Below are 22,195 nucleotides of genomic sequence, written 5' to 3' on the forward strand. Positions count from 1 at the left end.
TCATAAGCAATCCCTTGCTGATTAATGAAATTTTTGCTGATGAGGCTTGCATTCGTTGTTCGCGATTCGCGAATAGCAAGTTGGGGCGCGACCCAACCTACTTGATTATGCCGTTTTCATAAGCAATCCCTTGCTGATTAATGAAATTTTTGCTGATGAGGCCTGTATTCATTGTTCGCGATTCGCGAATAGCAAGTTGGGTCGCGACCCAACCTACTTGATTATGCCGCGCCAACCTTATAGCAGCTTCGGGCTTACACTCAGTACGGTAGTCTCACGGAAATTAATTACTTGATAACCAACTTACAAAACAAATTAACAGCCCCCATCTGACCAACACTATTTGCTATCGTATCAAGCAGCATCGGGCTATATGTTACAACCACCAGGCACTGTGCACGTGAAATTGCCACATTAAGCCGGTTCTTGTTGAACAAGAAATCAATACCGCGGGGCGATTCATTCGCATTACTGGCGCACATACTTAAAAAGACAATCGGCGCCTCCTGCCCCTGAAATTTATCTACGCTTCCTACTTTGGCTTGTTTGCCTAAGGTTTGCCGTAACTTATTCACCTGATGGTTATAGGGAGCTACAAACAGCATATCATCCCAATCAATCAACTGCTCTGTACCATCTTTCGCAATAAATTGACGTCCAAGTAACTCGTTTGCCAGTTCTACAATGCGTTCTACTTCTTCATCACTAGACTGCGTATTGCCTTCATGAATAACAGGAACAGGGATAATCCCAGTCTCCTGATTCAATATTCCTTGATAGTCTTCCGGCACTACTATATGCCGGCGATCATTCTCAGGATCTGATTCCAGTTTACCTTCATAAATCGCTTCACTGATAAACTGGTTTACTGCCGAATGCATGCGGTAGGTGGTTCCGAGGAAAACTCCCATGTTTTCAGGAATAGTCGGCGTGGAATGCAGTAAATAATCAAGAATGGACAGCCCGCTTTCTTCTGGATGGCTACCTTGGGACGGCTGCCCTAGTTGCATTTGATCGCCCATTAAAATGATGTTCCTGGCTGCCCGGCTCATCCCAATCAAATTGGCAACGCTGACCTGCCCTGCTTCGTCAATAAAAAGATAATCAAAGGCTTGCTCAAGCTCAGCTCTTGCAAATCCCCATGCCGTGGTACCAACCACACAGGCAGCCTGCAAACTGCTTGCAATCGCTTTGTTCTCGAATATAGTGATTCCGAGCTCAGATAACTCATTATCCGTATTTTTGGTACAGGCGAAACTGGCTTGAATGTTTTCATCTTTGCAATATTTAGCAGTACTTACCAATAAATGATTAATGGCCTTATGGCCGTTTGATGAAATACCGATGCGCTTGCCAAGCTTTAAAAGCTCGGCAATGACATGTTTTGCCGTGTATGTTTTACCAGAACCAGGAGGGCCTTGAATCGTAAGATAACTATTCTCCAAATTCTTGATGGCGGAAATAATTTGGTTCAGCCGCTCTTTGGGCTCATGGCTGGGTGCAATTAGCGCACCATGCGTTAACCCTGTAATTCTGGGAGCGCTTCGCGTCAGAAAATCATAAATGGCCGTATTTTCTAATCGGCCTTGCGCAAAGGCTTCAGCGACAGCTGCAATCGCCGTTGGGACGGGCTCTGGATTAATAGACTCATCTGGAATTAAGGTCACCACAGATTCTAATAGTGCGCCCGTTTTTAATACAATTAACCCCTCACCAAGATTCGATTCTTCTTTAATGAATTCAACGCTGATGGTTTTGCCATTAGCACGTTCTTGTCCCAAGACGTTATATTTCTCCGCAGCAGCTTTAAACTCCTGATTTGGATCAAAGGAGTATTCATAGCAAAGGTTTCTATCTCCTGGTTTGAATTTATAAGCTGGCCTCTCGGTTCGCACACAGTGTGCCAGGCAATCAGTATCGTCAAATAACTCGTCGTCACTCGCCCTTAACCGGTCAAATAAGCGCCAGTACACTGGCTTTTCTTCTCTGCGGTGGAATTCTAGAACCCAGGCAAAAAGGCTGGTCATTTTAGCTTCGTCTTCCAAGCCCTGTGCTTTCAATTCAATTACTTTTTGAAACAATCTGTCGCGTAAGATCGTGCGTTCAGTAACCTTTTCATTTTCCGGTGCGGCAACGATTTCTGTTTTTCCGAGGTAGGTAATACCCTTTTCCAACTGACGTTCGCGTAACCACTCAACCAGCTCTTGAGTTGAATTGCAGTCATCAATGTTGTAATCGCGGATAGACTTTAATAGGTTTGAGGTTTCCCACGTCTCACCGTCTGGTGATTCACGCCAACGTTCATAGACGACAATAGAATCACCGCCAGAGCCTACCTCCGTATCGCGCTTGCCGCGATAAAGATGCTCAACGTTTTTGATAGAATAGCGCGGTTCACCTAACAATAAACTGCCTTTGACAATTTTGTACAGATCAACAAAGACTTCGTTTCTAAGCAAGGTATCCACCATGTCTTCGCAAATGCCGTATCGTCCCATCAGCTTACGGCATGCGGCTATTTCATAATTGGCATAATGATAAATATGCATGTGCGGATCGCGTTGCCAACGCGCAAATGCCCATTCGATGAATGACCTAAATGCAGTCTTCTCCTGATCTTCATCGTGTGCCCAAAAATCCTTGTATTGGCGAATGCCTTTATCATCCAAATAAACAATACCCCATAAATATTCCAGCCCGCCTTCTTCGAGAGGGAATCCTTCGATATCAAAATAAATGTCTAATGGGGACGATGGCGGGAGTAAGGACAAACCCATTTTTTTATCGGACTCATGCGGCAGAAGTTGATAAAGTGGTGTGTCACAGCCTTTGCTGTTCTGTTGAATGGTGGCCTGGGCTTTGAGTCTGGCGAATACGTCCGGATTTATCCCTTTTACCCGCTCCAAAGGTGTTGCAACCATACTTTGCATGGTATCAATGCCAGCTTTATTCAATTTCTTAATTTGATGTCTGGTTATGGTAGCAATTTCAGATAAGTGATCTGCTTCAATCAATAATGTTTGAGCATGATTAGACCAGCGCCCCCAACTACCGGAATCAGCAGGATTTGGGCGATGTTCCGGGGAAAAATTTTGATGGGTTTGCAAAAATCGCTGTTTCAAATTGAGGTAATAGAAAAAATAATCATTGGTCGAAAAGCGCATCGATTCACCAGTACCAATCACAACCACTACGTTATCTGACCTTCGTCCCTGTACTATTTCCAGCATGTCAGCATAGCAACAAAGCTGTACCAAAAAATGAGGCTTGACTGTTTTTGAGAGCTTTGTATCCCAAACTTCGTAATGAAAATCACCTAGGCCACTTTCACCGTCTACTTTCACTAAAAAGTCGGCATACCCTTTAAACGGCAACGCTGAAAGAACTGCCTGATAGATTACATCTGCCCCTGCTTTCATGGCAGCGATAGTGTCAGCGAAGCCATGCCCCGTCTTTTCAATTTGGACAACGGTTAATTGGCGGTCAATAAAATGGTTTAAAATCTTTTGCTCAAGCGCCATACCTTTCTGTTGCAAGACAGACAGCAATTCATCTGTTTCATCAGCAAGCGTAAGTGCCTTTGGTTCCTGCAGGGCGAAATGCTCCATCCAGGACGCAAATGGGCTTTCAAGAAATAGCGTTAAATCGGAGGGTGAATAGATGATTTGATCGGTTTCAATATACAAGCAGTTCTCCCACAGAACTAAAGCTAGTTAATAACTTCTCCACCTCTTTCCAAGGTAATCGACTGCCAGATTCTTCCATTCTCTGAAACGCAACTCGTGCAACTTCAACGGTAATTTTTTTGTCCTCAAGCATCTGTTTAACAAGCCATATAGTGCCATGTACGTCAACATTCAGGTCTTTGGCTGCATCACGCAGGGCTTTATCACCTGTTAACAACTGGCTATCCTCGTGTTTAGCAAGTATTAGTGCAAGCATATCGTTAACACTCGGTCTCACATATTTTTGATGAAGACTATAAGCTTCTGCAACTAAATCACCACTCATTGTTTTGCATATTAATCCAAACTGCAATAAATGGGCATGTTGTTCCTCTAACTCTTCAGCAAATAAGGTGTCGGGTACTGCGAATTGGTATGACAAGCTAAACATCGCGCTCGTTAAATCGCCATACTCAATATCAATTAATACGCATGCATCACTGATGACAAGCAACATCCTGGCTCTCCATAGCACGCAAAGACCTAAATGATTCAAGCGGCATATTCATTAGTTCAGCGGCTTTCGATTCACCAATATATTGTTCGGCAAGGGCATGAAAAATCATTTGCTCAAAAATGCGAGTTATTTCTTTGGGGTATTGTTCCCCCGGTTCTTTTTTTGACCATCCACGATCATTAAATTCTGCACGTAGTTGACGATAAATATTATTAGAAATAATGCCAGTTTCTTCCGCTCGGTGCAGAATACTAGTCATACTAATCCCAAATTCTTGCTTTAATAAACTCAGTTCACGTGGCTCAATTGAATTGCGGTGTATTCCTAAAATGTTTATAAGAGACTGTTTTGGCAATAAAAATGCACCTGCAAATCTATTGCAGCAACTCTCAATATCCAAACTATCCTCAAGACGGCTATCTAATAGAAGGTGACCCAGTTCATGCGCTAAAGTAAATCGTTGCCTGTCACCTGGGCTTTGGTTACTAACAACGAAAATAGGAATTTCATTGACCTTGACATAAAGCCCATCAATTTTTGGATACTGTTCATTGTCAATTTGAAATACTTTTATACCGTTCTCTTCAAATATATCGATTAAATCAGGAATAGGATCCGAGCCCAAATTCCATTGCTTGCGGATCTGATCGGCTAATTTTTCAACATCCTCAATCTGATTGACTATCTTAGGTAAGTTCTTAATTGAAAATGGTTGAACTGGTGGAGTTGGGAATAATCCTTCAAGTTCAACACGGCGTTCAATTTGATCTAATACTATTGCGCTGATCTCTTCAAGCTGGCGCGGGGGCATATCAGCGTGCTTCCGATATTGGATATTTTGCAAAGTAAAACGCTCAGGCCTAAAAAAGTACTCCACTTTGACGTGAAGAGCCTTTGCCAGCTTGATAAGAACGTCTGAGGAAGGAGTCACCTCATTATCTTCGTATTTTTTAATGGCAGCATGACTCAGCGCAATTTGCTCTCCCAAATCACGTAGAGACAAGCCAGATGCTTTTCGTGCCCGTTGAATTCTATTACCTAACATTTCCCAATCCTCGAAGTTTACATTTACAATTATATACTATGTTTTTGTAAACTTTAAATTCCTTGAAAATAAATTGGATAAGGGTTCGCTGTTCGCGAACAGAAGAACAGTGTATTGGCCAAATTTGGTTCAATTCCGAGAGTCAGCAAAGTGGGCCTATTTGCGCGCTTTTCAACCTTCAACTAATCACCTTGCTGTAGTGAAACGGAATCAAGGTTGGTCCTGCAAAAACCTTGGTTACGCCTTCGGCTGCACCAAGGCTACAGTTGCTACACTTGCTTGTTTCATGCACCCAATTTTTGCTTAAAATTTTGAGCTTTTTTCGATTATCCCAATGTTGGTAACAGGGGTTGAACGAGGATAAGCCGTCTTGCATTGACAAAAGTTGCCAAGATGCTAGTTTGGAAAAGCATTCGATATAAAAACGTGTATTCAACTACGGATAGTGTTGAAAGGCGGTATAAACATCGTGTTGACAGGTCACGAGAGTAACTCGGCGGTCAATCGATTTAGCTCTAATTCGCAAAGGAGTGCTGAGGTCTATGCAACATAAAGAACATCATCGAATTGAACGAATTGGCTGGTTGCGCGCAGCGGTATTGGGTGCAAACGATGGTATTATTTCTACTGCGAGTTTGTTGATTGGTGTTGCTGCTGCCCACACGCCATACCATGGAATATTGGTAGCCGGGGGCGCAGGATTAATTGCGGGCGCCATGTCGATGGCTGCGGGGGAATATATATCGGTCAGTTCTCAAGCGGATACAGAAAAATCGGCTCTGCAACGTGAAAAGAAAGAACTGGAGACGAGTTTACCCAATGAAATTGAAGAGCTAACCGCTGTATACATCAACCGCGGATTAGAACCTGACTTGGCAAACGTCGTTGCAAGGCAATTGATGGCTCACGATGCATTAAGCACACACGCTCGCGACGAGCTTGGCATTACCGAAATAACAAGTGCACGCCCCCTTCAGGCAGCCCTGTTTTCCGCTGCCAGTTTTACTCTTGGTTCATTATTACCGCTATTAACCCTTTTTTTTGCTCCCCAGCCTTATCTTATTTTAACCCTATCCGTGATGGCGGTTCTATTTCTGGCCTTACTGGGAGGCGTGGCTGCAAAGGTTGGCGGAGCCCGAATAATAGTAGGATGCTTACGGGTTGTGGTTTGGGGAAGTCTGGCAATGATTGTGAGTGCGGGTATTGGTTCCCTTCTGGGCATAGCGGTATAAAACTGCCTGATTATTGGGTCCATTAGACCTTAATCTAAACTAGTATTCATAGGTTAAACGCCCTAATTAAGCGCATTTATTAATCTTCACCGAGTCACTTGGAAAGCCTATGGAAGAACCCCCAGCCATAGGCTATACTTTTTTTTACTGTTATCAAAAGTGAGACACATATCATGGGACAAGGGACTCCAATGGAATTGGTAAAAATTAAAAAAATCGTTGCTGAGATTCAAGAATTTCCAACCAAGATTGATTCCGCAGAGCAGGCTAAAAATGCACGGCACCTGCTGAGAAAATACGCCTTATTATCCGAAAAGATCGAGAGAAATGTTTTAATTGGTGCTGCACATCAAAAGGATCTTGCTAAAATTCGTACCGACGAGTTCAAAACCATACGACGTACATTAAAAGAAAAAGCAAATTCAATCCTGCATGCACACGACAGCAAGAAGGCTCAAAGTGAAAAACCGGCGAAAAAAACCGCCGCAAAAACAGCAGCCCCTAAAAAAACCGCAAAAGCGGCTGACTCGTCAGTTGCAAAAGAAGCAAAAACCACAAAGGCCTCTGCTTCAAAAGAGACAGGCGCAAAAAAGACCGTGAAAAAAGCATCACCTAAACCTAAAAAAGAAGCGGCCCCTAAAGAAAGCAAATAATGGGGTTCTCGCAAAAATGCTCATACGCCTCAAGGCGTGCACCGATGAAACCGTGAGCGAGTCATGACACAACAGTCTTGACTCGCTCATGCAACTCCCTAACTGATTATTGAATCAATTAAAAACCACCGGGAAGGTTAATGCTTCCAGCTTTATCCGCTGTTGCAGGGGATGAATTAATAAAACAGCCCTTTGATTTGTCGTTGATGGTAGAGACGACTCCATCCTTGCCAATTGCCAAAGTACAAAGGTTGCTATTGCTGCCTGTGATGGTCATCACCGAAGGGCCTGCAACATTCTTCACCAGACAGGCTGGGTTCTTCGTGGCCGGATCAGGGCAGGTAATACTATTGTTGATCAGCACCGGTTTAAAAGGATAACCCACATAGACTACGTAGGAAAACCGGTCAGCCGGTGGCGGGGGCTCCTCTTTGCCGCAAAGACCACCCTTCATTTCTCCGGGTTGTATATTCTCCAGACGGCAAACAAAACCACCTTCCTGATAAAAATTCACGTTTCTTACTGACGTTCCATGATTGTATGCGACCACATAGGTATTCTCCCCGGCACCAAAAACGGCATACGCTGGTGTATCTGCGCTGTAAGAGGTATTTAACGATCCTAGCGCTTTCAAGTTTTGAATCCAGTAATAAATACTGGGTTTAGACTCACCAGGATCGGGGGTGTTCCCTTGCACATCGAAATACTGGGTGTAATATTGCGATGCCTTGACCGGATCGCCTAAAGCCAGGTATTTCAACAAAGTACCGCAATAAGCAGAATTTGAAGCATCACCAGAACAGGGATTTTTAGCATCCTCCCTATAGACCTTGGTCACAAAATTGGGATCATAACCAAGATAAAACGATCCGGCATTGATGGGTAATGTATTGGAAGCAAGATTTTGATAGTAACAAGGTTGGCCAGCGCAGAAATAAGTTGAGCGATCCAGCTTACCCCCCCAGACATTTCCGACCAGCAAATAGTTTTGTCCGGTGCTGCTATTTGACCATCCTGTAGGGAAAACACCGGAGCCAGGGTTTTGGTTAAAATGATAATGATTCAACCCTTGTTCTTCAGTAGTATAAAGATACAAGCCTGTTTCCAGTACCTCTTGAGGGGAAGTCGTATCGCCATCAAAACTAATCCCTTCCGTATTTAAGCCCCATAAAATAATGGCTTGGGCTAAATTCATAAATTCAGCACTGTCTTCCTCATTGACGTTATCAAAGCTATAAGGCATGCCTAACGCTGAGGATAAACCTGCATAAGGATCAAAACTTCTAAAATGCGGAAACCTGGTTGCTTCGGCCTCGTCCCCATACTTGTAATTGCAAATATCGCGAATAAGCAAATTAACCATGCCGCCATAGGCTTGTGCCCATGCTTTATCAAATTGCGCAATGGTCGCCGCACCATCAATTAAATAACCCCAGTGAAAAGAATGATCGGTTAAGGTAGTCGCAGTGAAGAAACCACTGGGAAACCCCATCATCGTATACCATTGGCTATTATAGGCATAAAACCAGGCACCCTCAGCACGCGGGCAATCCCCGACACCACCGGGACAAGGATCGGTATAATTCAGGCCAGTGAGAAAACTGGTCACCTGATTTTTTAGATCAGTTAGCAAGCTATCACGAATTTTCTGATAGTTGGGATTAGCAGGGGCTGTTCCCATTAACACATTGGCTATTTTTATCAGCTGGGCTTCCCTACCTAATAATTTTCCTGTGGCATAGGTATCTGTCCAGGGATTTTTAGCGTCGAGGTGAGGGTCCGGAGGGAGTGTAAAGGAATAACTTGCGATTTTATCCAGCTCAGTCTGGCTTAACCGGTTGGGTAGCACAGGCAATACACCATGAAACCCTACCTCAGTAGAAAAAGAAGACTTATCGCTGATTCCTGAAGGCACCACATAAGCATGCATGGTCCCTTTTAATGTCTGAATGGTGCCTTTATCACTGGCACATTCATCCTGGAACAGGCATCCTGCTTTTTCGCTGTCACTCATGTTTTTAATCTGCCAGGGATAGAGAAAAACCAGTGGTTGGTTCTTTAGTGAGGCATTCGGATAGACCGTTTGTGAATCAAAATTAAAATGGGTAACCACTTTTGCATTATTTTTATCGTAGTCGTAAGTGACAGATGTACTTTTGATAAAGGTAGCAGCATAGGGCTTAAATTGATTTGCCATCTCAACCGCCGCTGAATCCGAAGAGGCAGGGATAACAGCCAGCGAAAAATAACGATTAGCTTCTGCGGTCTGAATGGTAGTACTCGGAACAATATTGCCGCTTCCTCCCTGATTAACCGGGACAATCACAGACCCTGAGGTAGTTTTCCAGGGTACGACTGCTGTATCAGGATTTGAGAAATAAGCATAATACCGGTAGCCCGAATCAGAGGCATTCTTTGTTTTAAATACGCTAATCCCCTTGTCCTGGCTTAATAATTTTGCATCTTGCGAATTAGTAAACTGGAGATAAGAGGTCGTTTGCTTGTTTTTCTTCTCAACAAAAATGAACGGGGAGCCCTCTACCATATTGGCAACGAGAAGAGGTGTATTATTACGTGCCCAGCCTACAGAGACCATCCAATCAGAATAGTCAGCAACTAAAGGGGCAGTCCCCATCAAATCGCCGGTAGTCACTGTTACATCGAGTGTATTGTCATAACCACGGTCAACATGCACATTGTCCACTTTGGCATTTTGCAAAGGAATCCCTAAAGAAACGCCTCTTTCTGTCAAACGTACAGAAAGCGGATTGGGAATTAATAATAAGGGATTGAGATAATCACTATCCTGTATTTGTCCAGACGCCTTATCCACTGCTAACATCGGCGTCCACCAAAGCCCCGTTGTTGTGGGTTTATTAGCCAAGCCAAACTGACTCCCCTGAAATCCTGACTTTAAGGTCGAATAGTTGTTGATTAGGGGATAACCCGCATCCTTTGAGACACGCCCGGGATATTTTTGTGCGAGCTTTTGAATTTGTTGATCGTCGTAATAAATCCCTTTACCAAGTTGTGTCGCACTATGAATTGCCTGACTATGTGAAAGAAAAATTGCGGTCGTTAAGAGGAAAATTTTTTTGGTTGTGTTTAACTTTCTGTTCATCCCTGTCATCGGTATCTTCTCCTGTTTTAGAAAATAAACTTCTGAATTCAATAGGTTGATCTTTCATGATAACTGCATTCTGCATGGAATGCACCCCAAAGCCCTGGATAATTGCAGGCGTATCTGGAAAATACTGGGGAGGGCGATTCGATAGTCTTTGGGGAAACAGTTCGCCAATCAAATTCGAATATTAATAAACTGCCAGGGATCACTGTGGTCAATATAGGTATTATTTAAATCGCCTCTGTCTCGCAGGGGAGTCCAATCGGTATAATAACCATCGACTTTACCAAGGTAAGGCAAGGCTATACTCAATACATACTCATGGTCCATATCTTCAGGCTCTATAATTCCACGTTCCGGATTTTTAATCGCCCAAATCATACCCGCTAAAACGCCAGCGGCCACCTGTAAACTGGTCGCATTATTGTGGTTAACCAACTCTCTCGCTTCATGGATGGAGAGATGAGAGCCATACCAATAAGCTCCCTTTTTATTCCCCATTAACAGCACGCCGAGTTCATCAGAGCCATCAACAATGTCATTCAAAATAATTCGCTTTTCATTATGAGGGAGGTATTGTCTTTGCACGAGCTCGTTTAAAGATAAAATCGCATCAGGGCAGAGATGATATGCATAATGGACTGTTGGCCTGTAATACACTTTATTATCTTTGTTTAAAGTTAAATACTCTGCAATCGATAAAGACTCTGCGTGAGTAATTAAAAACCCGTTAATAGGACCAGCGTTAGGGGTCCAGGTACGGACTTTCGTCTCTGCGCCTGGCTGACTAAGATATATTCCACACTTTGAACCAAAGTTGTGATGATTGGCATCATGAGGCCAATGCCGCTCATGACTTCCCCAGCCCAATTCAGCAGGCCGCAGCGCTTCAGAAATTAACGCATCGACTGACCATGTATTGATAAATTCATCCTCTCTTTTAGCTCGAGAGGAAATTTGCGTATCACGTTCAGAAATGTGGATGGTTTTTATATCAAGATCGTGGGCCAATTGCGCCCATTCCACCGCTTTTTTTGGCAGCTCCCTTTCCAGCTTATTATCTTTTGCCACGTTCCATAAAGCTTGTTTAAGGAAGTGGGATACTAACCCGGGATTGGCTCCATGTCTTACGACTGCGGTAGGCCCCTTCTTTCTAAGTTGCAGGGTCGCATCACGCAACGCATAATTGGAAAGGAGTTGGCTGTTATCACTATACCTTTCCTCCCAACATTCAGCGGCTGCATCCAAATACAATATTCCATTTAAATGGCAATATTTAATTAAATCAATACTGGATACGCCTACGGATAAATTTAATAAAAAATCACCTGGCGTAAGAATAGATGACAACAGTTCCTGGTAATTATTTTCGGTAACAGCAATTTCCTTGAATGGGACGCTATAATTTTTTGCCACCTCTGCACCAAGATTATGTTTTGACAGAATGTGAATTTGGGAGGGTTCTAATTTAAAATATTTGAATAAAAGAGGTAATATTGCTTGGCCAATACTGCCGAATCCAAGAATTAGAATTTTATTTTTATAACCTATTTGAGTCACGGATTTATCCATAAATTATCCTTCAAATAGAAGCTCTATTGATAATTATTTAAAGTATGGATTTAACAACACACTTCAGAATTTTTATCGGTTTAAATTTAGCTTACCTTACTTTGTCTTAAGTATAGTTCACAAAAATAATCTGTTTTAAAAGTTTTAAAATTTTTAACTTAATAAAGAGTTCGTTGAAAATAATCCCCATCCCTGGCAATGAAAAGGGAACCGCGTTTACTGGCTTGGATTTGATATCTATAATAGATTTGATGAACCTTTCTTTTTAACTTTATCCAGATTAACTTCGTTGGGAGATTGGAAACCAGTTTGCAACAGAACCATTCGGCTGACAAAGGAACTGATGACACGCAATAAAACTAGGGACTCAGTAAATGAAAAGTTATCAAATGTATATTGGTGGAAAATTTACGTCAGCTAAAAGCGGGGCCACTCGCGATATTATTGATCCTGGTAATGGCAAATTAATTGCAAAAGTTCCCGAAAGTGCCAAGGAAGATGTGGTGCTGGCGATCAAGGCTGCACGGAAGGCCTTCGATGAAGGTAGCTGGAGAAAAACATCAGCGCTTGATCGAAGCAAACTGTTATTCAAAGTTGCTGATTTGATTCGTGCCAATGCAAAAATGTTAGCCGAGCTGGAAACACGAAACTGTGGAAAGCCTCTGGCAGAAGCAGAATTTGATGTGGCCGATGCAGCGAATTGCTTTGAATTTTACGCCGGGCTCGCTACCAAAATTCATGGCGAAACCATGTCAGTTCCAGCGAACTCGTTCAGTTATGTTGTACGTGAGCCAATCGGTGTATGCGGACAAATTATTCCCTGGAATTTCCCGCTGCTTATGGCTGCCTGGAAACTTGCCCCAGCACTTGCAGCAGGAAATACCGTCATCTTAAAACCGTCAGAACTGACACCGCTCACAGCCCTTGAGTTATTCAAACTGATTGATCAATGTGACTTTCCAGCGGGTGTAGTCAATCTGGTTACTGGTCCGGGTGCAGGAGCGGGTGAAGAATTAGCAACGAATTCGCTGGTGGATAAAGTTGCCTTTACTGGCGGGACAGTGACCGGAAAAAAAATAATGCAGGCCGCCACAGTAAATTTGAAACGAATCTCCTTGGAACTTGGCGGAAAAAATCCAAACATTGTATTTGCAGACTGTGATCCGGAGATGGCCATTGACGGCGCTCTTTTTGGTGCTTTTGCCAATCAGGGCGAGGTGTGCTCTGCTGGCTCCCGCTTGCTCGTTGAGCGTTCTATTCACAAAAAAATAGTGGACGGAATGCTGAAAAAAATTTCCAATATCAAGCTAGGTCATGGTTTAGACGATGGCGTCAAAATGGGTCCCCTGGTTTCGCGCATCCACCGCGAAAAAGTAGAATATTACATTAAGGTAGGGATTGATGAAGGGGCAAAACTGCTCTGTGGCGGAAAACGCCCTGAAGGCGAAGCGTTTGAAAAAGGAAATTTCTTTGAGCCAACTATTTTTGATGAGGTAAAACCCGGTATGCGTATCGCTCGGGAAGAAATTTTTGGGCCGGTACTCGCAGTCATCCCTTTTGATACGGAAGAAGAAGCCATTCAAATTGCAAACGATACCGAGTATGGCTTAGCAGCTGCTGTGTGGACGAAGGACCTGACTCGTGCCCATCGCGTGACCTCTCAAATTCGTGCCGGAATTCTTTGGGTAAACCACTACCATCCAACGCATAATGAAATGCCTTGGGGTGGGTACAAGCAAAGTGGCTCAGGTCGTGAGTTAGGTTTGTATGGAATTGAAAGCTATCTTGAAATCAAGCAAGTGAATATTAATCTGGATGAGGCGCCAATTGGATGGTACTAATGAATCGAATTCATATTAAAACAGAAATACCGGGCCCAAAATCAAAACTATTGATGGAACAGCGTTATAAACACGTTGCGCGAGGTCCGTTTCATACTACCCCCCTCTTTGTGGAGCGGGCAAAAGGTTCGTTTGTAGAGGATGTCGATGGCAACGTATTTTTGGATTTCTCATCGGGAATTGGTGTGGTGAATACAGGGCACTGTCCCGATGCGGTAGTCAATGCAATCAAAACCCAGGCCGAAAAATTCCTTCATACGAGTTTTAATATTCTTCCTTACGAAAGCTACATCAAGGTCTGTGAAAAATTAAATTATCATACGCCTGGACGTTTTGAAAAAAAGTCACTCTTGTTGAACTCAGGGGCTGAAGCGGTAGAAAATGCGATTAAAATTGCTCGTGCCTATACCGGAAAGCAAGCAGTGATTTGTTTTGATCATGCTTACCATGGCCGCACTTACATGGCTATGACACTGACAGCAAAGAATAAACCCTACAAGCATGGATTTGGTCCCTTTCCTTCAGAAATCCATCGAGCGCCCATTCCGTATGAGTATCGCTGGCAGGGAAACAATTGTGTAGAAGAATGTTTCAATGATTTTTTGGAACTTGTTAATTATCGCGTGGGCGTTGAAAATACCGCAGCAGTGATTTTAGAACCCGTATTAGGGGAAGGGGGATTCATCCCATTTCCAGTCCCCTTTTTACAAAAACTCCGTGAGTTTTGTACAGCAAACAAAATTGTTTTCATTGCCGATGAAATTCAATCTGGTTTTGGGCGTAGTGGAAATCTGTTTGCAATGCAGGCCCTGGGCGTAGACCCTGACCTGACTACCACAGCAAAGGGTCTCGGTGGAGGGACAGTCATCGCTGCGGTAACAGGAAAAGCTGAGATGATGGATGCTGCCATGGTAGGCGGGTTGGGCGGAACCTTTGGAGGCAATCCACTGAGTTGCGCCGCAGCGCTTGAAGTATTCAAACTCTTTGAAGAAGGAGCCCTTTTAAAAAATGTAGCTCATCTTTCAAAAGTACTTCACGCCAGGCTTTCCAGCTTTAAAGAACACTATGATGTAGTAGGTGATTCTCGAGGTTTGGGTGTTATGTGTGCGATCGAGCTCGTGAAAGATAAAAGCACGAAGGCACCCAATAAAGAAGCGGCGGACAGATTAACAAGATTTTGTTTAGAGCATGGACTGGTCATTCTTAGCTGCGGAGGATATGGAAATGTAATCCGTCTTCTCATGCCGCTTTCTACGAATGTAAACGATTTGGAAATTGGCCTTTCTATCATTGAGGACGGACTCAAGACCTTATAACGGTAAGTTGGGTCACGACCCAACATTCAAGTTAAAAACTACGCAACGATGTTTATACGGAGACAGTTATGAAAAAGGACGAAGATATCAAAAATGAAGGTATTGGAATTGCGACCATTGTTTTTATTATTATTCTGGCTCTTATTGGGTTTTATCTTCTTTATTCTTATCACCGCCCGGCAGAGAGCATGCCTTTGGAATCACCTTCACCAGTCTCTGAGAGTACCAAGCAATGATATCCCGGAAGTAAATTTCAAAGGGTTATATGGGTTTATTCGTCGACCTTTTTAGGTTGGGTCGCGACCCAACCTACGGACTGGCGTGCAGAATGAACACACAAACTGAGTTTTCACAAGAAGTGCTAAAGTTGATTAAATCAATCCCTCGCGGGAAGGTTGTAACCTATGGAGATATTGCCAGGCTGGCAGGGCGTCCGCGAGGGGCACGTGGGGTCGGATGGCTTCTTCATTCCTGTACCATCAGCCATAATCTTCCCTGGCAACGCGTGCTAAAATCCGGAGGAGCACTTCCTTTTCCCGGCGGAAGCCCTCACTTTTTACTGCAGAAAGAACTGTTAGAAAAAGAAGGTATTGTCATTAGCAATGGTTATGTTGATTTAAAAAAATATTCGTGGGACGGTGAACCATAGCGCCTCGACTAACCTGGAGTGGCTCACACAACCGCCGATTTGTGTAGGTTGGGTCGTGACCCAACATGAGAGTTAATACCCCAGCTCAAATAGTCCAACCTAACCCAATTAATCGGCAGACATAGTAAATATCATCAAGTCTGGTAGGTTGGGTCGTGACCCAACATGAGAGTTAATACCCCAGCTCAAATAGTCCAACCTAACCCAATTAATCGCAGACATTGCAAATATCATAAACTAAGGTTATAAGCCTTTTTATAAAGGAATATACTGACGTCCAATCTCATGCACTATAGAAGAATAGCAATCCCAGGTGCCACCTATTTTTTTACCGTCAATTTATTAAATAGAAAGAGTGATTTATTAATTAAACAAATTAATAAGTTAAGAGATTCTTTTAAAAAGGTGTTAAATAGCTATCCGTTTGAAATAGATGGAGTCGTCATTCTCCCCGATCATTTTCACATCATGATGACATTGCCCGCTGCAGATAAAAATTATCCATTACGTATACGGTTAGTTAAAGGATATTTTTCTCAACAAATTGTTTCAGGGGAATTCATTAGTCCGGTACGAAAGAGCAAAAAGGAAAGGGGAATTTGGCAGCGAAGATTTTGGGAGCATTTAATCCGTGATGAAAAAGATTATGAGCATCATCTCACCTATATACACTATAACCCGGTTAAGCATGGCTATGTAAAGAGGCCGTCGGACTGGCCCTATTCAAGGATTCATCGCGCAATCAGATTAGGACATTTGTCTGAGAATTGGGCTTATACGGATGATCGAAATGAAGGATTATACGGAGAGTAAGTTTTTGTTGGGGCACGACCCAACCTGCTTCACTCAGACGTTTTTGTTGGGGCACGACCCAACCTGCTTCACTCAGACGTTTTTGTTGGGTCACGACCCAACCTACTTCTCTCAGACGTTTTTGTTGGGGCACGACCCAACCTGCTTCACTCAGACGTTTTTGTTGGGTCACGACCCAACCTGCTTCACTCAGACGTTTTTGTTGGGTCACGACCCAACCTGCTTCACTCAGACGTTTTTGTTGGGTCACGACCCAACCTGCTTCACTCAGAGGTTTTTGTTGGGTCACGACCCAACCTACTTCTCTCAGACGTTTTTGTTGGGTCACGACCCAACCTACTTCTCTCAGACGTTTTTGTTGGGGCACGACCCAACCTGCTTCACTCAGACGTTTTTGTTGGGGCACGACCCAACCTGCTTCACTCAGACGTTTTTCTTGGGTCATGACCCAACCTGCTTCACTCAGAGGTTTTTGTTGGGTCACGCCCCAACCTGCTTCACTCAGAGGTTTTTGTTGGGTCATGACCCAACCTACTTCACTCAGAGGTTTTTTTTGGGTCACGACCCAACCTGCTTCACTCAGACGTTTTTGTTGGGTCACGACCCAACCTGCTTCACTCAGACGTTTTTTTTGGGTCACGACCCAACCTACTTCACTCAGACGTTTTTGTTGGGTCATGACCCAACCTACTTCAACTCAGACGTTTTTGTTGGGTCATGACCCAACCTACTACACCACCTTATGTAGGTTGGGTCGAGACCCAACCTGGGACTATTGAATGATGCGGAGGTATCATTTGAGATGGGATTGCTTACGTTTTACTTGCGTTTTGGTAGTGCTACAAATAATGAGCCGGCGTAATTTAGTTCATTTGCTTCTATGCCAGCCTGCTCCCCTTCGCCTTTATAGACATCAACATGAGCCCCTACAATAGCGCCGCCTGAGTCTTGGGCTATACACCATGAAGTCGATTTTTTGCTGTTATAAATAAAATTCATTCCGACAGGTATTACCCGGTGATCGGTTGCGCAGGATACATGGGGAGTTAGAGTAATCTTTTCTGAGCCATAAGGCCCGCCATCCTCTTTGGCAAAAAATACATAGCTTTGATCGCGATTTCGCAAGTCGGCCGCTTTATGGCGGTTAAGCGGGTCATCCAGATACTGACGAATCAACTTTTCTGATGCAGCGCTTAGTTTAATTTTTTTAGAAACGTTACAACGTAACTTTTCTTCATCATGGCATTTAGGATCTTTAGCACAACGCTCAATAGTATCAAGGTTGCCGCCGCAGGTTGGATCTTGTGCGCATTGGACGATACGGCCAAGCATGGTACGTGGTCTGCCGTTAGCAGCATCGTAGTTAATATGGAATACTTGGCCATCAATAATTAGTGAGCCGGAACCTTCAACCATTAAAAAAGCGGGATCATTGGGATCTTCAACATAAGCGATGACATATTTTGGATGTAAAGCCCCCTGTTCAATTTCCTTACGATCGGGTACTACTGAGTAGGTGCCATTGGGATTTTTCATACAAAATCCCCGCTCTATTTTGGTAAGCGGCTCTACTCCGCAAAGAGGGGCTTTCAAATTAAGTTTTTTGCGTTCCAAAGCTGCGCTGACTACACCCGGGTTACTATAGAGTGGGTACAAAAATGAGCCCCCGCGTTTGGCGCTGGCCTTCACAGCGGCGGGCGCGTAATAGGCAGTAAATTGAAACTCTCCCTTTTTAAATCCTGCATGATTTTCAGGCCAGCCATCGCTTTTATACCAGTCAAATTCGTTTTTAATGCTGGTTAAATAGTTTTGAAAATTGCCATGAGCGGCTTTTGCAAGAGCAAGCATTTTTTTGTTGGTATTAAGACACCATTCCTGGCGTTTGAATTGACGGCCAGCAATAGTTACTCTCTGAAATTCACCACGCTTTTTAGTGCAGTTTTCAATCTGATTATTTAATGCCCTAATCACTTCATTCATATTGCCAACAGGGTTATTTAACGGCAGCTCTGAGGCTGAAATTTTATGGAATTTAAAGCGCAATACCCCGGGCTCTTTGGCAGCCATCTTCTGCCTTGTGGTAAAGTCTGCCAATCGTCTAACATCCAGACAACGCTGAATTGGATCAACGGGCAAGGCTGCCTGGGTGATCATGCTAAAAGTCATTAGTACAATTATTAAAGCGGATTGAAACATTGGTATCCTTTGCCTAACAAGGTTGGACTTGCGTCTAACCTTGGATTTGAATTGGTAATAACAATAATTATATAGGCTATTGGCCAGCTATCAAAAGAGGCAAAGGATGTCCTTCAGGGCATTATTGAATGAAGGTTGGATATCAGCCCTTGACCCGACGTGGTTATTTGAAAATGAACGAGGCCATTCGTGCTGTCGGGATGCCATCGATGACTTCTTCCCGGATGAGCGCTTTCGCCTGATCGTTATCAAAAACTTCCTTGAGATCCATAATTTTTCCGGCTGGAATATGTTCACGGTGCAGAATTTCGAGAAGCTTATCGCTATGTAATTTCGCTGTTTGTTCTGTAATTAGTGAAGCTAGCTTTTCTCGGTTTTTTACTCTGTTTTGATTATTCCTGAACTCATTTTTTCCCGGCAGGTCTTTCAGGCCAAGGATAGTGCATAACTTTGTAAAATGCTGATCAGAACCTATCGCAAAGACTACCTGGGCGCCATCTGCTGTACGGAACACTTCACCATAGGGGGCAATATTGGGATGTATTGATCCGATACGTTGTGGTATCTGTCCAGTCATTAAGTAATTGGATGCCTGGTTAACAAGACTGCTAATCGCAGCATCGTAAAGGGAGACAGAAACCACCTTGCCTTCCCCGCTTTTTTCCCGATTATAGAGCGCAAGAAGGATAGCTTCTTTCAGATGGTGGGCTGCGAGTACATCGATTAGCGCAACTGGCATTTTAACGGGTCCGCTATCATGGGTGCCATTCATTGACATAAACCCGCTTTCACCTTGAAGTACCAGATCGTAGGCGACGCGGTCGTTTTCCTCCCCGTAACCGTTTATTTTTCCAATGATCAAACGGGGGTTGATACTGAGAAGATACTCATCCTGTATTCGAAGCTTTACATCATCCCCCTTTTTGAAATTCATTATTAAAATATCAGCGTCTGAAATGAGGTTAAGAAAACGGACATAGTCTTCTTCATTCCCAAGATCTAAAAACAGGTATTCCTTCCGAAAATTAACACTTGCAAAATAGGCTGAAATCTCCGAATCAGGATCTTCATCCGGAAGCTTCCACGTTCTGGTAACATCCTTATGAAGGGGATGCTCAATTTTAATCACTGCGGCACCCAACTCAGCAAAAAAAGTAGCGACTGATGGACCTGCGAGGACCGAACTGAGGTCAATTACCTTTAAGCCCTTTAACATAGATTCGTTTTTCCAATTTTCAGTAAGCAGGAGGCGGGAGGGAACTCGCTTGAATAAAATCGACCTCCAGCCTTTCTTACTTTAATCATGGCCTGCCAAAAAATCCATCTTAATCCTAATGAATTCTTTACTTAAGCCAAATTTAGAGAAATTTAAACAGGCATTAAAAGTGATATTAGCCTGGGTAAGAGAAATAGGTTTTTAGCTTGGCTTAATTGACCGAACCCCTTGAACCAGTCAAGGCTAACTGGCGTACCCCGTAGTTCGCCAGACAATTTACGGGATACTTCCTCAGAAATGTTAAAGCATTAAATACTCATTTGGCTGCCGCGATCAGGCAACAGATCTTTATGGCTATCCATAAATTGATGGATAGCATTATCAATAACGTGTTCCATATAGGGAATTACTCGTTCAGGTTTTGATATGGAGAGCAAGAAATCTTTTAATTCCTTATATTGATGATGAGGAGAGCGTTGCATATGCGCCAGGAATTCGCGCTCAATTTTCTCTTTGGCAGGCTCCGGAAGATCGGCTATATCCGCTAAATAATCTTGTATTTGTTGCTTCGCCATGAGTTGAAAATGTTTCCCTAATATCTCATCAGCCTTGCCAGCAAAAAAGGAATTTACCCGCTCTACCATAAAACCGTCGAGATTTTGCGCCTCAAATTCTTCGGAGGTATAGCACTGTTTTAGGTATTCAGTTAAAGGACCTCTTAGAATAGAACCGAAATTGGAAAACTGCTTGGTGTGGTCGCTTTTCTCAATGTAATCACTTATTTTGGGATAAACCTCTGTGGTAAACAAGCCATAATTTGTAGCAGAAGGACGATCAAAGTAATTACCAATTTTTTTACCAATTTGTATGTCTATGTCCACTCCGCTGAGACTTAGCATGTATTTTGCCTGATCCGCATTCAGTTTTTTGACAAATTTATTGATGACAAAATTAAAAATTGTTTTTTGCTCACTTGTATCTAAAGAAGCGGTTTTGGGGTTCCTCTGCAAGCTCTGAATGACCAATAAACATAATTTATATTCGCTGGAGCCTTGATCATAACCCTGTTTATGCAATTCATTGACTAAATTATGGGTATTCTTATATAAAATATCCCTATTGCCTTCCATTCCAGCCATTAATTCCTTGATTAATTCATCATCTTCTTCGGAGGCATGCGTTTCTTGAAGGGTTGACTTGGGTTCGGTAGATGCTGGTTCTACTCCCTCAAAGCGAACTTGTTGGACCGATTTCAAATCCTTCTTGAGCTCATCGACTGATTTGTTGGTATTCGTCATTGCCTGAATCACCGCATTAACAGATTCTTGTGCACCGGATTCAAGTCGTTTAAACAGGAGGTTTAATTCCGTTTGCAGCGCTGTGATATTGGTAAATCCCATTTGTTTCGCCAGGGAGTCTGCAGCTACGGTCAATTGTGATGTTTGCATCACCGATACCATAGCCATCATTACAGCCAATTGTTGATTTTTAAATTGCGCTTCTCCCAGTAAGGCTGAAAATTTTTCTTTAAACGCTTTTGGAAGACTCGCATTTTGAAATAGAGACAACATTTTTTGAGTGGGACTGGTTTCCAGGAATGTTCTGGCAATTTCCACGTAATGATGCCATTTTCGAGGAATTGCAACCGGATCGTCAAAATAAATTCTTGAAAAGGCATCTCGTTCCTTCTCGTTAAAGCTGTCATCAACAGGTGCCGTTACCAGTTTATTTCGGAAGCGCTGTACAAATGACACATAGCCTTGATTAGACTGTTTGTAGGTATCGATATCTCGAGATCTTGGGATTCCCAGAGAGCCTTTGTAGGCATAAACCTCGTCTCTATGTATTTTGCTTGTTGCTTCCCGATGCTTGTTTATAGCGGCTTCATGCTGTAAAAAGTCATCCTGTTTAAGCAGTTTTACCAGTTCATCTTTTTGATAATGTTTATACAGTAAGATATCTTCAAGATAAACGATAAATCCCTGCACCCGTCCTTTAGCCGTGTTATAAAAACGATCTGCTTTATAATGTTGCACATTTCCGTCTGGGGAACATTGCTCCAATAATTGTTCCAGCAACATTTGTGTATTAAATGCTGTAACTAAATCCTCTCCTTGCAGATTATCCGCCAAAAGGAGTTCATGCATGGTTGCCAATGCCAATTGCTCGGACGACAGTTTGCCATATTTTTTAATGAGTGCGTCTTGATAGGTTAGAAACGTTTTAATGTCACCACCACGAAGGCGTTCAATATACTCGTCTAATAGGCCCGGCATAGTTATCTCCTGAAAAATCGATTAGTCACGCCATGCGCACCAAACACATTTAATATTCATATTGATTTATTATAGGGCAT

General features: G+C 43.1%; 16 protein-coding genes. 7 read left to right on the forward strand and 9 right to left on the reverse strand.

Going from position 1 to position 22,195, the window contains the following annotated elements:
• Nucleotides 1-287: 287 nt before the first annotated feature.
• Genes Lfee_RS07790 through Lfee_RS07800 form a run of 3 tightly spaced genes read right to left on the reverse strand, consistent with a single transcriptional unit; the run spans nucleotide 288 to nucleotide 5,227 of the window.
• Nucleotides 288-3,686, reverse strand: a complete 3,399-nt coding sequence (locus Lfee_RS07790) for a TM0106 family RecB-like putative nuclease (RefSeq protein WP_058445540.1) — start codon at nucleotides 3,684-3,686, stop codon at nucleotides 288-290.
• Nucleotides 3,676-4,182, reverse strand: a complete 507-nt coding sequence (locus Lfee_RS07795; RefSeq protein ID WP_058445542.1) for a DUF3368 domain-containing protein — start codon at nucleotides 4,180-4,182, stop codon at nucleotides 3,676-3,678. The genes Lfee_RS07790 and Lfee_RS07795 overlap by 11 nt, the downstream gene beginning before the upstream one ends.
• Nucleotides 4,163-5,227 carry an XRE family transcriptional regulator gene (locus Lfee_RS07800; protein ID WP_058445544.1) on the reverse strand — a complete coding sequence of 355 codons (1,065 nt, stop codon included), beginning with the start codon at nucleotides 5,225-5,227 and terminating at the stop codon, nucleotides 4,163-4,165. The genes Lfee_RS07795 and Lfee_RS07800 overlap by 20 nt, the downstream gene beginning before the upstream one ends.
• Nucleotides 5,228-5,769: 542 nt before the next feature.
• Between Lfee_RS07800 and Lfee_RS07810 the strand changes: the two genes are divergently transcribed.
• Nucleotides 5,770-6,459, forward strand: a complete 690-nt coding sequence (locus tag Lfee_RS07810) for a VIT1/CCC1 transporter family protein (protein WP_058445548.1) — start codon at nucleotides 5,770-5,772, stop codon at nucleotides 6,457-6,459.
• A 191-nt stretch (nucleotides 6,460-6,650) separates the two neighbouring features.
• On the forward strand, nucleotides 6,651-7,112 hold the full coding sequence (locus Lfee_RS07815; protein WP_064088246.1) for a hypothetical protein: 462 nt from the start codon (nucleotides 6,651-6,653) through the stop codon (nucleotides 7,110-7,112).
• Nucleotides 7,113-7,230: 118 nt separating this feature from the next.
• Here the strand turns inward: Lfee_RS07815 and Lfee_RS07820 are convergent, their stop codons facing one another.
• Nucleotides 7,231-10,242: a glycosyl hydrolase gene (locus Lfee_RS07820; RefSeq protein WP_238584896.1), complete on the reverse strand. Its 3,012-nt coding sequence runs from the start codon at nucleotides 10,240-10,242 to the stop codon at nucleotides 7,231-7,233.
• A gap of 168 nt (nucleotides 10,243-10,410) precedes the next feature.
• Nucleotides 10,411-11,808 carry a saccharopine dehydrogenase C-terminal domain-containing protein gene (locus Lfee_RS07825; RefSeq protein ID WP_058445552.1) on the reverse strand — a complete coding sequence of 466 codons (1,398 nt, stop codon included), beginning with the start codon at nucleotides 11,806-11,808 and terminating at the stop codon, nucleotides 10,411-10,413.
• 374 nt (nucleotides 11,809-12,182) lie between these two features.
• On the opposite strand from Lfee_RS07825, the gene Lfee_RS07830 reads away from it, so the two are divergent.
• From Lfee_RS07830 to Lfee_RS16705, 5 genes are all read left to right on the forward strand, one after another.
• Nucleotides 12,183-13,649, forward strand: a complete 1,467-nt coding sequence (locus Lfee_RS07830) for an aldehyde dehydrogenase family protein (RefSeq protein ID WP_058445554.1) — start codon at nucleotides 12,183-12,185, stop codon at nucleotides 13,647-13,649.
• Nucleotides 13,649-14,965, forward strand: a complete 1,317-nt coding sequence (locus Lfee_RS07835; RefSeq protein WP_058445555.1) for an aspartate aminotransferase family protein — start codon at nucleotides 13,649-13,651, stop codon at nucleotides 14,963-14,965. Before Lfee_RS07830 ends, Lfee_RS07835 begins: the two co-directional genes overlap by 1 nt.
• Before the next feature lie 68 nt (nucleotides 14,966-15,033).
• Nucleotides 15,034-15,201 carry a hypothetical protein gene (locus Lfee_RS16995; protein WP_156413377.1) on the forward strand — a complete coding sequence of 56 codons (168 nt, stop codon included), beginning with the start codon at nucleotides 15,034-15,036 and terminating at the stop codon, nucleotides 15,199-15,201.
• Nucleotides 15,202-15,293: 92 nt separating this feature from the next.
• Nucleotides 15,294-15,614, forward strand: coding sequence for an MGMT family protein (locus Lfee_RS07840; protein ID WP_058445556.1), 321 nt, complete (start codon nucleotides 15,294-15,296; stop codon nucleotides 15,612-15,614).
• 285 nt (nucleotides 15,615-15,899) lie between these two features.
• Nucleotides 15,900-16,427: an REP-associated tyrosine transposase gene (locus Lfee_RS16705; protein WP_082646608.1), complete on the forward strand. Its 528-nt coding sequence runs from the start codon at nucleotides 15,900-15,902 to the stop codon at nucleotides 16,425-16,427.
• Here the strand turns inward: Lfee_RS16705 and Lfee_RS07845 are convergent.
• The 4 genes from Lfee_RS07845 to Lfee_RS07860 form a co-directional block, all read right to left on the reverse strand.
• Entirely contained in the window at nucleotides 16,357-17,106 is a 750-nt protein-coding gene (locus Lfee_RS07845) for a hypothetical protein (RefSeq protein WP_058445557.1), read from the reverse strand. The two genes, Lfee_RS16705 and Lfee_RS07845, sit on opposite strands and share 71 nt — an antisense overlap.
• Nucleotides 17,107-17,246: 140 nt before the next feature.
• A complete protein-coding gene (locus tag Lfee_RS07850) occupies nucleotides 17,247-18,623 on the reverse strand; it encodes an MltA domain-containing protein (RefSeq protein WP_058445558.1) in 1,377 nt (458 codons plus the stop codon).
• Nucleotides 18,624-18,786: 163 nt separating this feature from the next.
• Complete coding sequence (locus Lfee_RS07855; RefSeq protein WP_058445560.1) at nucleotides 18,787-19,839, reverse strand: CaiB/BaiF CoA transferase family protein; 1,053 nt, start codon at nucleotides 19,837-19,839, stop codon at nucleotides 18,787-18,789.
• A gap of 308 nt (nucleotides 19,840-20,147) precedes the next feature.
• A complete protein-coding gene (locus tag Lfee_RS07860; RefSeq protein WP_058445561.1) occupies nucleotides 20,148-22,115 on the reverse strand; it encodes a hypothetical protein in 1,968 nt (655 codons plus the stop codon).
• Nucleotides 22,116-22,195 lie beyond the last annotated feature (80 nt).

This window comes from Legionella feeleii (genome assembly GCF_001467625.1).
Lineage (GTDB): Bacteria > Pseudomonadota > Gammaproteobacteria > Legionellales > Legionellaceae > Tatlockia > Tatlockia feeleii.

Coding starts and splice junctions, on each gene's coding strand:
- Lfee_RS07795 (WP_058445542.1), bottom strand. CDS start 4,182: ATGTTGCTTGTCATCAGTGATGCATGCGTATTAATTGATATTGAGTAT.
- Lfee_RS07800 (WP_058445544.1), bottom strand. CDS start 5,227: ATGTTAGGTAATAGAATTCAACGGGCACGAAAAGCATCTGGCTTGTCT.
- Lfee_RS07810 (WP_058445548.1), top strand. CDS start 5,770: ATGCAACATAAAGAACATCATCGAATTGAACGAATTGGCTGGTTGCGC.
- Lfee_RS07815 (WP_064088246.1), top strand. CDS start 6,651: ATGGAATTGGTAAAAATTAAAAAAATCGTTGCTGAGATTCAAGAATTT.
- Lfee_RS07820 (WP_238584896.1), bottom strand. CDS start 10,242: ATGACAGGGATGAACAGAAAGTTAAACACAACCAAAAAAATTTTCCTC.
- Lfee_RS07825 (WP_058445552.1), bottom strand. CDS start 11,808: ATGGATAAATCCGTGACTCAAATAGGTTATAAAAATAAAATTCTAATT.
- Lfee_RS07830 (WP_058445554.1), top strand. CDS start 12,183: ATGAAAAGTTATCAAATGTATATTGGTGGAAAATTTACGTCAGCTAAA.
- Lfee_RS07835 (WP_058445555.1), top strand. CDS start 13,649: ATGAATCGAATTCATATTAAAACAGAAATACCGGGCCCAAAATCAAAA.
- Lfee_RS16995 (WP_156413377.1), top strand. CDS start 15,034: ATGAAAAAGGACGAAGATATCAAAAATGAAGGTATTGGAATTGCGACC.
- Lfee_RS07840 (WP_058445556.1), top strand. CDS start 15,294: ATGAACACACAAACTGAGTTTTCACAAGAAGTGCTAAAGTTGATTAAA.
- Lfee_RS16705 (WP_082646608.1), top strand. CDS start 15,900: ATGCACTATAGAAGAATAGCAATCCCAGGTGCCACCTATTTTTTTACC.
- Lfee_RS07845 (WP_058445557.1), bottom strand. CDS start 17,106: ATGACCCAACAAAAACGTCTGAGTGAAGTAGGTTGGGTCGTGACCCAA.
- Lfee_RS07850 (WP_058445558.1), bottom strand. CDS start 18,623: ATGTTTCAATCCGCTTTAATAATTGTACTAATGACTTTTAGCATGATC.
- Lfee_RS07855 (WP_058445560.1), bottom strand. CDS start 19,839: ATGTTAAAGGGCTTAAAGGTAATTGACCTCAGTTCGGTCCTCGCAGGT.
- Lfee_RS07860 (WP_058445561.1), bottom strand. CDS start 22,115: ATGCCGGGCCTATTAGACGAGTATATTGAACGCCTTCGTGGTGGTGAC.